This is a genomic window from Variovorax sp. 01N425 (genome assembly GCF_056399465.1).
The window spans coordinates 592,186-605,563 of the sequence record NZ_JBFTRJ010000001.1; the positions used below are offsets into that span (position 1 = coordinate 592,186).

The 13,378-nt window shown below is 66.6% G+C and carries 14 protein-coding genes; 7 read left to right on the forward strand and 7 right to left on the reverse strand.

Going from position 1 to position 13,378, the window contains the following annotated elements:
* Positions 1–9 precede the first annotated feature (9 nt).
* Together rplI and dnaB are read left to right on the forward strand one after the other, a co-directional pair.
* A complete protein-coding gene (gene rplI, locus AC1DSC_RS02900; RefSeq protein WP_007830783.1) occupies positions 10–462 on the forward strand; it encodes a 50S ribosomal protein L9 in 453 nt (150 codons plus the stop codon).
* A gap of 170 nt (positions 463–632) precedes the next feature.
* Entirely contained in the window at positions 633–2,042 is a 1,410-nt protein-coding gene (gene dnaB / locus AC1DSC_RS02905; protein WP_018903000.1) for a replicative DNA helicase, read from the forward strand.
* Positions 2,043–2,061: 19 nt separating this feature from the next.
* Here the strand turns inward: dnaB and AC1DSC_RS02910 are convergent, their stop codons facing one another.
* From AC1DSC_RS02910 to AC1DSC_RS02940, 7 genes are all read right to left on the reverse strand, one after another.
* A complete protein-coding gene (locus tag AC1DSC_RS02910; protein WP_018902999.1) occupies positions 2,062–2,769 on the reverse strand; it encodes a helix-turn-helix transcriptional regulator in 708 nt (235 codons plus the stop codon).
* A 55-nt stretch (positions 2,770–2,824) separates the two neighbouring features.
* The gene (locus tag AC1DSC_RS02915; RefSeq protein WP_436298293.1) at positions 2,825–3,292 is read right to left on the reverse strand and encodes a GyrI-like domain-containing protein; all 468 of its coding nucleotides are present in this window, start codon (positions 3,290–3,292) and stop codon (positions 2,825–2,827) included.
* A gap of 27 nt (positions 3,293–3,319) precedes the next feature.
* Complete coding sequence (locus tag AC1DSC_RS02920) at positions 3,320–3,769, reverse strand: EVE domain-containing protein (protein ID WP_012746963.1); 450 nt, start codon at positions 3,767–3,769, stop codon at positions 3,320–3,322.
* A gap of 8 nt (positions 3,770–3,777) precedes the next feature.
* The gene (locus AC1DSC_RS02925; protein WP_436298294.1) at positions 3,778–4,149 is read right to left on the reverse strand and encodes a VOC family protein; all 372 of its coding nucleotides are present in this window, start codon (positions 4,147–4,149) and stop codon (positions 3,778–3,780) included.
* A gap of 155 nt (positions 4,150–4,304) precedes the next feature.
* On the reverse strand, positions 4,305–6,092 hold the full coding sequence (locus AC1DSC_RS02930) for a PhoH family protein (RefSeq protein WP_018902997.1): 1,788 nt from the start codon (positions 6,090–6,092) through the stop codon (positions 4,305–4,307).
* A 211-nt stretch (positions 6,093–6,303) separates the two neighbouring features.
* Complete coding sequence (locus AC1DSC_RS02935; protein WP_007830801.1) at positions 6,304–6,780, reverse strand: peroxiredoxin; 477 nt, start codon at positions 6,778–6,780, stop codon at positions 6,304–6,306.
* A 133-nt stretch (positions 6,781–6,913) separates the two neighbouring features.
* Positions 6,914–7,294 (reverse strand): Mth938-like domain-containing protein, encoded by a 381-nt coding sequence (locus AC1DSC_RS02940; protein WP_012746966.1) that lies wholly within the window; start codon positions 7,292–7,294, stop codon positions 6,914–6,916.
* Between the two features lie 103 nt (positions 7,295–7,397).
* On the opposite strand from AC1DSC_RS02940, the gene AC1DSC_RS02945 reads away from it, so the two are divergent.
* From AC1DSC_RS02945 to AC1DSC_RS02965, 5 genes are all read left to right on the forward strand, one after another.
* Positions 7,398–8,627, forward strand: coding sequence for a pyridoxal phosphate-dependent aminotransferase (locus AC1DSC_RS02945; protein WP_012746967.1), 1,230 nt, complete (start codon positions 7,398–7,400; stop codon positions 8,625–8,627).
* Between the two features lie 88 nt (positions 8,628–8,715).
* A complete protein-coding gene (locus AC1DSC_RS02950; protein ID WP_012746968.1) occupies positions 8,716–10,038 on the forward strand; it encodes a homoserine dehydrogenase in 1,323 nt (440 codons plus the stop codon).
* A gap of 21 nt (positions 10,039–10,059) precedes the next feature.
* Complete coding sequence (gene thrC, locus AC1DSC_RS02955; RefSeq protein ID WP_018902996.1) at positions 10,060–11,475, forward strand: threonine synthase; 1,416 nt, start codon at positions 10,060–10,062, stop codon at positions 11,473–11,475.
* Between the two features lie 83 nt (positions 11,476–11,558).
* A complete protein-coding gene (gene mobB, locus AC1DSC_RS02960; protein ID WP_018902995.1) occupies positions 11,559–12,104 on the forward strand; it encodes a molybdopterin-guanine dinucleotide biosynthesis protein B in 546 nt (181 codons plus the stop codon).
* Positions 12,097–13,374: a molybdopterin molybdotransferase MoeA gene (locus AC1DSC_RS02965; RefSeq protein ID WP_018902994.1), complete on the forward strand. Its 1,278-nt coding sequence runs from the start codon at positions 12,097–12,099 to the stop codon at positions 13,372–13,374. Before mobB ends, AC1DSC_RS02965 begins: the two co-directional genes overlap by 8 nt.
* The last annotated feature ends 4 nt before the right edge of the window (positions 13,375–13,378 follow it).

Consider the following 13,378-nt stretch of genomic DNA (forward strand, 5'->3'; position numbering starts at 1 on the left):
GCACACACCATGCAAATCATTCTTCTGGACAAGGTTCTGAACGTCGGCGGCCTGGGCGACATCGTCAAGGTCAAGGACGGCTATGCACGCAACTTCCTGATCCCGACGGGCCGCGCCCGCCGCGCCACCGCTGCCAACAAGGCCGAATTCGAAGCCAAGCGCGTCGAACTCGAAAAGGCTGCGGCCGCCAAGCTGGCCGAGTCGCAAGCCCAGGGCGAGAAGCTCGGCGGCACGACCGTCAAGCTGACCCAAAAGGCCGGCGTCGACGGCCGCCTGTTCGGCTCGGTCACCAACGGCGACATCGCCGAAGAACTGGGCAAGCAAGGCTACAAGGTTGCCAAGTCGCAAGTGCGCCTGCCCAACGGCCCGATCAAGGTCGTCGGCGACAGCACCGTGAGCGTTGCGCTGCACACCGACGTGGTGGTCGACATCACCGTCACGGTCTACGGCGAAACCGCCTGATCGTCCACAGCGCCTTGTGCGCTGCCGCAAAAGCCGCCTCCGGGCGGCTTTTGTCTTTCTGCGCACCGGTTTTCCAGCGCGATGCACCGAAAGATCACTGTTTATTCACAACGTTGTCCACACACGCCAGTGCGTGCGCGGCTTAGCATGCAGGGTTGCAAGGGAAGTCCATGTCCGCCGTTTTTTCCTATGCCGACAATGACCCGTCGGCCGATCGTCAAGTTGCCCAGCTTCGCATTCCGCCTCATTCGATCGAGGCCGAGTCGAGCGTGCTCGGTGGCCTGCTGCTCGACAACGGTGCCTGGGACCGCATGGGCGACCTGCTGGTGGATGGCGACTTCTACCGCCACGAACACAAGCTGATCTATGCCGCGATCGGCGGATTGATCAACGCCAGCAAGCCGGCCGACGTCATCACGGTCTACGAGCAGCTGCAGGGCCTGGGCAAGGCCGATGAAATCGGCGGCCTGGTCTACCTCAATTCGCTCGCGCAGTATGTGCCGAGCGCGAGCAACATCCGCCGCTACGCGGAGATCGTGCGCGAACGCTCGATCCTGCGGAAACTCGTCTCCGCAAGCGACGAGATCGCGACCAACGCCTTCAACACGCAGGGCAAGTCGGTCGACAAGATCCTGGACGAGGCCGAGCAGAAGATCTTCAACATCGGCGAAGAAGGCACGCGGATGAAGCAGGGCTTCCAGAGCATGGATGCCCTGGTGGTCGAACTGCTCGACCGCGTGACCGAGATGGCGGAGAACCCGAACGACATCACGGGCGTGCGCACCGGCTTCTACGAGTTCGACAAGATGACCTCGGGCCTGCAGCCGGGCGACATGATCGTGCTGGCCGCGCGTCCTTCGATGGGCAAGACCTCGCTGGCCATCAACATCGCCGAGCACGTGGCGCTCAACGAAGGGCTGCCAGTGGCGGTCTTCTCGATGGAAATGGGTGCGTCGCAGCTGGCGGTGCGCATCGTGGGTTCGATCGGGCGCATCGACCAGGGACACCTGCGCACCGGCAAGCTCAGCGACGAAGAATGGCCGCGCCTCACGGAAGCGATCGAGAAGCTGCGCAACGTGTCGCTGCACATCGACGAGACCCCTGGCCTGACCACCAGCGAGCTGCGTGCCAACGCGCGCCGCCTGGCGCGCCAGTACGGGCGCCTCGGCCTGATCGTGGTCGACTACCTCCAGCTCATGAGCGTGTCGACCAGCATGAACGACGAGAACCGCGCCACGGCCGTGGGCGAAATCTCGCGTGGCCTGAAGATGCTCGCCAAGGAGCTCAAGTGCCCGGTGATCGCGCTGTCGCAGTTGAGCCGCGGCGTCGAAAGCCGCACCGACAAGCGTCCCATGATGAGCGACCTGCGCGAATCCGGCGCCATCGAGCAGGACGCGGACATCATCATGTTCATCTACCGCGACGACTACTACGACAAGAACAGCAAGGAGCCGGGCGTGGCCGAGGTGATCATCAGCAAGCACCGCAACGGGCCCACGGGCACCGTCAAGCTGACCTTCCTCAAGCCGCTCACCAAGTTCGAGAACCTGGCCAGCTACGGCAGCAGCGACGACTACTGACCCTGCCTCATCTTCATTTCTACTGCTGCGGCAGCTTCGCTTCGGCCGCCTGCGCCTTCACCTGGCGCAGCATGTCGGCCAGCGTCTTGCCTGCTTCGTCGCGAAAGCGTTCGGGCAGCACGTCGACCGCATCCATGCGGTCGATGCGAAAACCGCGGAAGTCGTCGCGCAGCTCGCACCAGGTCGAAAGCGTCCAGACCTTGCCCCAGTAGAAGCAGCCGAGCGGACGCACGATGCGTTCACTGGCATCGCCCGATACGTCGCGATAGTGAAGGCGCAGTTTCTGGCGCGCCTGCACGGCTTCGCGCAGGGTCTGCAGCCGCGTGCGCAGCGCGTCGCCCAGGCCGAGTGCAGGTGCGTAGAGCGCCAGCGCCTCGGCCGAGACGCGCGCCGCCGGCGGCAGCACCGAGAGAATCTTGCCGAGCCCGGTCTCGATGTCGCGCGCGAGCGCCGGATCGACCCAGCTCTGTGCCAGGCGTGCCGCGGCCACGAGCGCCGAAGCCTCGTCCTGCGTGAACATCAGCGGCGGCAGCTCGAAGCCCGCACCCAGCCGGTAGCCCACGCCGGCCTCGCCCTCGATGGGGACGCCCTGGTGCTGCAGGTCGGCCACGTCGCGGTAGACCGTCCGCTCCGACACCTCGAGGCGCTGCGCCAGGAAGGCCGCCGTGGTGAGCCGGCGCCCGCGGATGATCTGCACCAGCTGGAACAGGCGGTCGGCACGCCGCATCAGCAGGCTCCGCGGGATGGTCCGGCAAGCGCCTCGCGCCGGCCCTGGCGTGTGTTCATGAAACTCCGATGTGGATCGCCACGTTGTCCGGCCCCTCGTAGGCTTCGAAATCGCTGCGGTAGCGGCGCACGATTTCCGGGTGTGTTTCGAAATACTGCCAGATGCGCTGCCAGGCGGCGATCACCATCTGCGGCATCTCGCCCTGGCCCGTGAAGACGAGATAGTTGCCGGCCTCGATGGCCACGCTGCCCGCTGCGTCCGCGACGGCCACGCCCACGGTCAGGTCGAAGGCGCCGTGCGCGTCGGATTCGTAGCCGGAGTAGACGCCGTAGATGCGGGCGTCGCCGGTGCGGCCGGGCGTCGACCGGTAGGTCTCCTCGCCGAAGAAGCGATTCCACAGCGCGCCGATGCGGGCGGTTGCGGGGTCGTTCTCTTCGCGGTTGGTGGTGCGGACCGTGAGGCCTGCGACCCGGAAGGCGCCGTGGTGCCGGCGGATGGGTTCCATCGGAGGATTCTTCTGCATGGATGATCGATCTCGGGATTGTGGCGCTCAGAGCGCGAGCGCCTTCAGGTCGGCCTCCATGGCGCGTGCGATCAGCACCATGTCGGCGTCGGAGACATCGAACAGCCCGAAGCGGAACTTGTAGCCCCACTGCTTCGGGTTCTCGATGAAGGCCAGCTGTTCCAGCAGGGGCGCGATCGGCGTTTCGCGGGAGGCCGCGTAGGCCACGTCGAGCCGGCACGGAACAAAGCCGTTGCCCATGTCCGCTTCGTACGGCGCGCCCGGCTGCACGATGCCGATCGAGACGAAGCTCTGCAGCTTGTCGGTACCGCCGAAGACGGTGGCCGGCGCGTAGTAGGCGACGCGGTCGCCCGCCGCAACCCGCTTGAGCGGGCCGAGCTTGCCGTGGCCGACCTGCATGAAGCCGAGCGGCTGGTGGTCGCGGCCCCGCCGGGCGTGCTCGGCGCTGGCAACGGCGATCCAGTTGCGCTGTGCCATGGTGCGGCTCAGGCGAGCGCGTGGAGGCCGACTTCGTTGCCTTCGGTGTCGCGCAGGTGGGCGATGAAGCCCATGCCGGGCGGCAGCGCGGACTTGGGCGCGACGATCTGGCCGCCGGCCGTTTCGACACGCGCCAGCACGGCATCGATGCTCGGCATGCAGTCCAGGTAGATGCGGATGCCGCTGCCCGCGCGTGCGCTGGCGTTCGCGCCGGCCTGCAGGGCGCCGCCGGTGGCGGGCTTGTCGTAGGGGAACACGGCGAGCGTCTGGCCGCCGAAGTCTTCGCGGCGCAGCTTGCGGCCGAGCACGGTTTCGTAGAAGGCCTGGGCGCGGTCGATGTCGGTGACGGGAATCTCGAACCAGCTGATGGCGTTTTGCATGGAGGACTCGCTTTCGTTGTGTTGTTGAAGGAGCCCTGATGGTGCGGGCCGCCTCCTGACAGCGTGTTGTCAGGAGCCTGTCATCGCGGACGAAAAAAGGCCCGCGATGCTCCGGGAGCATTGCGGGCCTTTGGACGGCCGTGGACCGGCGGCTCTTAGAGCACGTCGCTCGCGAAGTCGGCCAGCCGCGAGCGCTCGCCGCGCGCCAGCGTGATGTGCCCGCCGTGCGGCCAGCCCTTGAACTTGTCGACCGCGAAGGTGAGGCCCGAGGAGCCTTCCGTCAGGTAGGGCGTATCGATCTGCGCAAGGTTGCCCATGCAGATGATCTTGGTGCCCGGACCGGCGCGGGTGATCAGCGTCTTCATCTGCTTGGGCGTCAGGTTCTGCGCCTCGTCGATGATCACGTACTTGTTCAGGAAGGTGCGCCCGCGCATGAAGTTCATGCTCTTGACCTTGATGCGGCTTCGGATCAGCTCGTTGGTGGCCGCGCGGCCCCATTCGCCGGCGCCGCCGCCGTCGCCCTTGGCAAGGAACTCGAGGTTGTCGTCGAGCGCGCCCATCCACGGGCCCATTTTTTCTTCCTCGGTGCCGGGCAGGAAGCCGATGTCCTCGCCCACGCTCACCGTGGCGCGGGTCATGATGATCTCGGTGTAGCGACGGTCGTCGAGCACCTGCGTGAGGCCCGAGGCGAGCGCCATCAGCGTCTTGCCGGTGCCGGCGGTGCCGGTGAGCGTGACGAAGTCGACTTCCGGGTCCATGAGCAGGTTCATCGCGAAGTTCTGCTCGCGGTTGCGGGTGTTCACGCCCCAGACCGCGTTCTTGCCCGAGCTGTAGTCCTTGAGGGTCTTGAACACAGCGGTCTTGTCGCGGATCTCGGTGACGCGCGCGTACATGCTCGGCTCGCCCGGGGCCTCGAAGTAGACGAACTGGTTGATGTACAGGTTGGGCACCAGCGGTCCGCTGACCCGGTAGAAGGTGTTGCTGCCGCTTTGCCAGCTTTCGACCGTCTTGCTCTGGCGCGTCCAGAAGTCGGGCGGCAGCGCGAGCGAGCCCGCGTAGAGCAGGTCGCCGTCTTCCAGCGTCTTGTCGTTCTGGTAGTCGTCGGCAGCCAGGCCCAGGGCGCGCGCCTTGACGCGCATGTTGATGTCTTTGGACACCAGCACCACTTCCTGCTTCGGGCGGCCGGGCTGGTCGTTGGCGTAGAGGTCGCGCAAGGCCTGCACCACGCCGAGGATCTGGTTGTCGGCCTTGCCCTGGGGCAGGCTGATCGGCAGCGAGTAGTCGAGCGGCGCGGTCTGGAAGAACAGCTTGCCGCCGGCCTCGCGATGGCCGGTGGTGTCGAGCTTCAGGCCCTTGGCGATGTCGGCGTCCTGGGCGGCGGCCAGCGCATCGAGCGTGCGGCTGGTCTGGCGGCCGTTGCGGGCCACTTCCGTGGTGCCCTTCTTGTGGCCGTCCAGTTCCTCCAGCACGATCATCGGCAGGAAGATGTCGTGCTCCTCGAAGCGGAACAGGCACATCGGGTCGTGCAGCAGCACGTTGGTGTCGAGCACGAACAGCTTGGCCGGACCGTTGGATTTGCTGCGCTTGGGCCGCGCCGGGGCCTGCGTTGCCGCGATCTGCTGCTGCTGTGGCGCGGGTGCATGCACGGCGGGCGCCGGCGCCTCAGGCTCCCGGCGCGCGGTGGGATGCTGCCGCTGGCCGCGGGAAGGCGCGGGTTTGGCTTTCGCGCGGATCGGCGGTGCAGCCTCGCTGCTGCCGCCTACCGCGTCGGCGGCGTGTCGGTCGAACAATTCCAGCGGCTGGGAAGAGCCGCTCGACGACGCCGAATCGGTACGCGATTCGCCCGAGCGGCGCGATCCCCTGTGCGAGGAACGGGCGGGTGCATCGTGCGCATCCGGCGAGAGCAATGCGGCGCGTTTCGTGGGGGCGGGAGGCAATGGCATGTGTCAGGTCGCTCGCAGGAAGTGGAAACCAGAAAACGAAAAAGCCGCCTGTAGACCAAGGCGGCTTTGTTCGGGGGATGCGGTCGTGGAGCTCAACGGCATGAGGCCATTATGCACACCGGCGGTGACGCGTCTCGCGCTCTTTGCAAAGTCCGTTGGGCATTTCCCACGGCCGGATGCAAAAGCGCACAGACGGCGCTTCTTGTAACGCTCAGGCGGCCTTCTTGAGGGCCTTGACGGCCTTGAGCACGTCGTCGACATGGCCCGGGACCTTGAGGCCGCGCCATTCGGCCTTGAGGATGCCGTCCGCGCCGATCAGGAAGGTGCTGCGCTCGATGCCCTTGACCTTCTTGCCGTACATGATCTTGTTCTTGACCACGCCGAACATGTGGCACATTTTTTCTTCGGTGTCGGCGATGAGTTCGAACGGGAGTTCGAGCTTGGCCTTGAACTCGTCGTGCGACTTCATGTTGTCGCGGGACACGCCGAACACCGTGGCGCCGGCCTTTTCGAAGTCCTTGTAGCGGTCGCGAAACTGCATGGCTTCGGTCGTGCAACCCGGAGTGTTATCTTTCGGGTAAAAATACATGACCAGCACGTGGCCGAGGTGAGAGGTATTCGAGACTTTCAGTCCGCCCGTGGCGTTGGCGTCGAATTCAGGAATGGGTTTGTTGACAACGATCGCCATGAAACTTGTTTTCTCCGTTGGTTTCCATTGATCGGGCGCTTTGCAGCACACTCGACGAATGGAGGATTGGTCGTTGCTAACTGGAGCAGCAGGCCTGTTCGCAACCCGGTATTTTACCCCGAAAAGCCTTCTCTCACCGCTCGGGCGGTTCCACGAGGAGGGCGGCTATCACGTGGCGGCCTTCGCCGGCCAGGATGTTGTAGGTGCGGCAGGCGGCGGGGGTGTCCATGGTCTCCACGCCGGTGCGCCTGGCCATCAGGGGCTGGAGCCAGGCAGGCTGCGGGAAGCGGATGCGTGATCCGCTTCCGAAAATGACCAATTCCGCGCCCAGGGACGCAAGCTGGGCGAAATGCTCGGGGCCAAGCTGGTCGAAACGGGAGCAGTTCCATTCGAAGCGCTCGCCGCGGGAGCCCACCACCACGCTGCCCTCGACCTTTTCGTTGTTGATTGCGACCCACCCGGGGCCGTGCGCGGTAAGGGACTGGGCGTCGGATTTGTCGGGCTGGAGCTTCATCGGGGCACTGGGAACTGTGGTCAAATTATAGGTTTTCCCAGTGACACGAGGCCCTTCAGGGCCTTTCGACCTCGAGTAAGTAACCCGCGCCCGGGAGGGCCCTTTGAAGCAGTTCAAGAAATCGGCCAAGCTGGCCAACGTGCTCTACGACATCCGCGGCCCCATCATGGACGCCGCGAAGCAGATGGAGGAAGAGGGCCAGAAGATCATCAGGCTCAACATCGGCAACCTGGCCGTGTTCGGCTTCGATGCGCCGGAAGAGGTCCAGCAGGACATGATCCGCAACCTGCCGGGGTCGGCCGGCTATTCGGACAGCAAGGGCATCTTCGCGGCCCGCAAGGCCGTGATGCACGAAACCCAGAAGCAGGGTGTTGCGGGCGTCACGCTCGAGGACATCTACCTGGGCAACGGCGCGAGCGAGCTGATCGCCATGGCCACCAACGCGCTGCTGAACGATGGCGACGAAATGCTGCTTCCGGCCCCTGACTATCCGCTGTGGACGGCTGCCTCGAGCCTCTCGGGCGGCAAGCCGGTGCACTACCTCTGCGACGAAGCCAACGGCTGGATGCCCGACCTGGACGACATCCGCGCCAAGATCACGCCCCGCACCAAGGGCATCGTGGTCATCAACCCCAACAACCCGACCGGTGCGCTCTATTCCGACGAACTGCTCAAGAGCATCGTCGACATTGCGCGCGAGCACCACCTGGTGATCTTCGCCGACGAGGTCTACGACAAGGTGCTGTACGACGGCGTGCGGCACACCGCGATCGCGAGCCTTTCGACCGACGTGCTCACGCTGACCTTCAACTCGCTGTCCAAGAGCTACCGCTCGTGCGGCTACCGCGCGGGCTGGATGGTGGTTTCGGGCGACAAGGCGCGGGCGCAGGACTACATCGAGGGCCTGAACATGCTCTCGAACATGCGCCTGTGCGCCAACGTGCCGGGGCAATGGGCCATCCAGACCGCACTCGGCGGCTACCAGAGCATCAACGACCTGGTCGGCGACGGCGGCCGCCTGCGGCGCCAGCGCGACCTGGCGTACGAGCTCATCACGGCCATTCCGGGCGTGAGCTGCGTCAAGCCGAGCGCCGCGCTCTACATGTTCCCCAAGCTCGATCCCAAGGTCTACCCGATCACCGACGACCGCCAGTTCTTCCTCCAACTGCTGAGAGAGACCAAGGTGATGCTGGTGCAGGGCACGGGCTTCAACTGGGCCACGCCGGACCACTTCCGCATCGTGTTCCTGCCCCACGAGGACGACCTGCGCGAAGCGATCAACCGCATTGCCAGGTTCCTGGAGCTGTACCGCCTGCGCAGCAAGACGGATTGACGGCGCGCCCGCTCGCCGCGCGGTTGGCCGCGGCGGCCGGCGGTGCCTCCCTCACCACCCCTTACGAACCATCCACGCGAATCTCCCAATGAAACCCATCCAAGTAGGCCTGCTCGGCGCAGGCACGGTCGGCAGCGGCACCTTCAAGGTGCTGCTGCGCAATCAGGAAGAAATCAAGCGCCGCGCCGGCCGGGGCATCGAGATCACGATGGTGGCCGACCTGGACGCGGCGCGTGCGCGCGAAGTGGCTGGCGAAGGCGTGAAGGTGGTTGCCGATGCGCGCGAAGTCATCGCCAATCCGGACATCGACATCGTCATCGAACTCATCGGCGGCTACGGCATTGCGAGGCAGTTGGTGCTCGAGGCGATTGCGGCCGGCAAGCACGTGGTCACGGCCAACAAGGCGCTGCTTGCGGTGCATGGCACCGAGATCTTCGCGGCCGCGCATGCCAAGGGCGTGATGGTGGCCTTCGAGGCCGCGGTGGCCGGTGGCATCCCGATCATCAAGGCGCTGCGCGAGGGCCTCACGGCCAACAGCATCCAGTGGCTGGCCGGCATCATCAACGGCACCACCAACTTCATCCTCTCCGAGATGCGCGACAAGGGGCTCGACTTCGCCACCGTGCTCAAGGAGGCGCAGCGCCTGGGCTACGCCGAAGCCGACCCCACCTTCGACATCGAGGGCGTGGACGCCGGCCACAAGGTCACGCTGATGAGCGCCATCGCCTTCGGCATTCCGGTGCAGTTCGACAAGGCGCACATCGAGGGCATCACCAAGCTCGCGGCGCAGGACATCAAGTACGCCGAACAGCTCGGCTACCGCATCAAGCTGCTCGGCATCACCAAGCGCACCGCGCAGGGCATCGAGCTGCGCGTGCACCCCTCGCTCGTGCCGTCGAAGCGGCTGCTTGCGAACGTCGAAGGCGCGATGAACGCGGTGGTGGTGCATGGCGACGCTGTCGGCACCACGCTGTACTACGGCAAGGGCGCGGGCAGCGAGCCGACCGCCAGCGCGGTGATCGCCGACCTCGTCGACATCACGCGCCTGCACACGGCCGATGCCGCGCACCGCGTGCCGCACCTGGCCTTCCACCCTGATGCCATGAGCGACCTGAAGGTGCTGCCGATGGCCGAGGTCGTCACCAGCTACTACCTGCGCCTGCGCGTGGCCGACCAGGCCGGCGTGCTTGCCAAGGTCACGGGCCTCCTGGCCACCGCGGGCATCAGCATCGACGCGGTGCTGCAGCGCGAAGCCGACGAAGTGGGCGGCGAGGGCTCGACCCAGACCGACCTGATCATCCTCACGCACGATGCGCGCGAAGGCACGGTGAACGACGTGCTCGCCGAACTGCAGGCCCTGCCCACCGTGCTGCAGCCGATCGTGCGCATCCGCAAGGAAGAGCTGTCCTGAGGACGGCGCAAGAGACCTACCGTGAACTACCTGAGCACCCGCGGCCACCCCGACCGCAAGCGTTTCTGCGAAATCCTGCTTGAAGGCCTCGCGCCCGATGGCGGCCTCTACCTGCCCGAGCACTACCCGCAGGTCGACACCGCCACGCTCGCCGGATGGCGCGAGCTGCCGTATGCGGAACTGGCGTTCGAGATCCTCTCGCTCTACATCGACGACATTCCGCCGGCCGACCTGAAGGCGATCTGCGCCAAGACCTACACGGCCGAAGTGTTCGGCAGCGACGAGATCGTGCCGCTGCGCGAGCTGGAAGACGGCGTGTACCTCGAAGCCCTGTCCAACGGCCCCACGCTGGCCTTCAAGGACATGGCGATGCAGCTGCTGGGCAACCTGTTCGAGTACGAACTGGCCCGCCGCGGCGCCGAGCTCAACATCCTGGGCGCCACCAGCGGCGACACCGGCAGCGCGGCCGAGTACGCCATGCGCGGCAAGAAGGGCGTGCGCGTCTTCATGACCTCGCCCGACGGCCGCATGAGCCCGTTCCAGCAGGCGCAGATGTTCAGCCTGCAGGACCAGAACATCCACAACATCGCCATCAGCGGCGTGTTCGACGACTGCCAGGACATCGTCAAGGCGGTGTCGAACGACCTGGGCTTCAAGCGCAAGTACCGCATCGGCACGGTCAACTCGATCAACTGGGCGCGGCTGCTCGCGCAGGTCGTCTACTACTTCGCGGGCTACTTCCAGGCCACGGCCAGCAACGACAAGCCCGTGAGCTTCACGGTGCCCTCGGGCAACTTCGGCAACGTCTGCGCGGGCCACGTGGCGCGCATGATGGGCCTGCCGATCCAGACGCTGGTGGTTGCCACCAACGAGAACGACGTGCTCGACGAGTTCTTCCGCACCGGCATCTACCGCGTGCGCGCCGCGGCCGACACGCACGAAACCTCGAGCCCGTCGATGGACATCAGCAAGGCCAGCAACTTCGAGCGCTTCGTGTTCGACCTCGTGGGTCGCGATGCCGGCAAGCTGCGCTCGCTGTTCGTGGACGATCTGGGCCGCCAGGGCCGTTTCGACCTGAGCGCCGATCCCGCGTTCAGGCAGGCGGCGGAGCGCTTCGGCTTCAAGAGCAGCCGCAGCACCCATGCCGACCGCCTGGCCACCATCCGCGACACCGACAAGCGCTTTGCCACGCTGGTCGATCCGCACACGGCCGACGGCCTCAAGGCCGCGCGCGAACACCTCGCGCCCGGCGTGCCGATGGTGGTGCTGGAGACCGCGCTGCCGATCAAGTTTGCCGCCACGCTGGTGGAGGCGCTGGGCCACGAGCCCGCGCGCCCGGCCAGGTTCGAAGGCATCGAGGCGCTGCCCAAGCGGGTCGTCAAGCTGCCGGCCGATGCCGAGGCCGTGAAGGCCTACATCGCGCAGAACTGTGACTGACCCTTGCCGCAAGCCGCGCACCGCAGCGGCTGCCCCGCACATGCATTCGGCGGCCGCATAGACGGCCGCCACAGGAACTCGACATGAAGGTGATCGGCTTTTCCGGGTATTCGGGTTCGGGCAAGACCACGCTGGTCGAGCGCCTGATTCCCGTGCTCAAGCTCCATGGCCAGCGCGTGTCGGTGGTCAAGCATGCGCACCACAAGTTCGACATCGACCATCCCGGCAAGGACACCTACCGCCATCGCGAGGCGGGGGCCTTCGAGGTGGTGGTGGCGTCGGACAAGCGGCTCGCGCTGATCCGCGAATTCGAGCAGCCCTCGCAGCTGTCGGTGCACGACCTCATCGCCGAGCTCCATGACGGCGTCGACTGGGTGCTGGTCGAGGGCTTCAAGCACAGCGACCTGCTCAAGATCGAGGTCTGGCGCGCCCCCGAAGACGGCAAGCCGCCCCGGCCCTCGCAGTACATCGAGGACGCCTTCGTGACCGCCATTGCCACCGATGCGCCCGCGAGCCTGCCGGTGCCCACCAGCCTGCCGCTGTTCGACCTCGACGACATCGAGGGCATCGCGCAGTGGTTGATCGACAGCGCAAGCCGCTTCGAATACAACCCCGAACACCATGGCTGATTCCACCGCTCCCTCGCGCCCGCCGCTGATGGCGCTCGACGAAGCGCTTGCGAGCCTGCTCGCCAAGGCGCTGCCCAGGTTGCCCGCCGAAAGCGTGGCCACCTTCGATGCGGACGGCCGCGTGCTCGCGCAGGACATCGTCTCCGCGCTCACCGTGCCGCCGCGCGACAACAGCTCGATGGACGGCTATGCGGTGCGCGTGGCCGACTGCGCCGCGCCGGGCGCTGTGCTGCAGGTCGCGCAGCGCATTCCCGCCGGCACCGTGGGCACGCCGCTCGCGGCCGGCACCGCGGCGCGCATCTTCACCGGCGCCCAGATTCCCGAGGGCGCCGACGCCATCGTGATGCAAGAAGACACCCAGCCCGTGCCGCAGGAAGGCACGCTCGGCGCGGTGCGCATCGACATCGTTCCCGCGGCCGGCCAGTGGATTCGCCGCGCCGGAGAAGACGTGGCCGCCGGCGACGTGGTGCTGCGCCAGGGCGAGCGCCTGACGCCCGCCGCGCTCGGGCTCGCCGCCAGCGTGGGCTTCGACCGGCTCCAGGTCGCCCGGCGGCCGCGCGTCGCGCTGCTGTCCACCGGCGACGAACTGGTGATGCCCGGCGAGGTCGCGCCCGAGGCCATGAAGCCCGGCGCGATCTACAACTCCAACCGCTTCTTCATGCGCGCCTTGCTGCACCGGCTCGGCTGCGAGGTGAACGACCTGGGCATCGTGCCCGACAAGCGCGAGGCCACCATCGAGGCGCTGCGCGGTGCTGCGGAAAGCAGCGACCTGATCATCACCACCGGCGGCGTGTCGGTGGGCGAGGAAGACCACATCAAGGCCGCGGTGCAGGCGCTCGGCGAGCTGCAGCTGTGGTCGCTCTCGATGAAGCCCGGCAAGCCCTTCGCCTATGGTTCGATACCAAGGGCCGGTGGCCAGGCGCAAGGGCGCTGCCACGTCACGGGACTGCCCGGCAACCCTGTGTCCAGCTTCCTGACCTTCCTGCTGCTCGTGCGCCCGTTCCTGCTGACGCTGCAGGGCGCCACGCGCGTGGCGCCCGAGCCCGTGCAGATGCGCGCCGACTTCGACTGGCCGCGCGCCGACCGCCGCCGCGAGTTCCTGCGCGCCCGGCGCAACGCCGCCGGCGGGCTCGACCTGTTCGCCAACCAGAGCTCGGGCGTGCTGACCTCGATGGTTTGGGGCGACGGCGTCGTTGACAACCCGCCCGGCCAGACCATCCGGGCCGGCGACACGGTGAATTTCATCCCCCTGGCCTCGCTGCTGGCCTGACCGA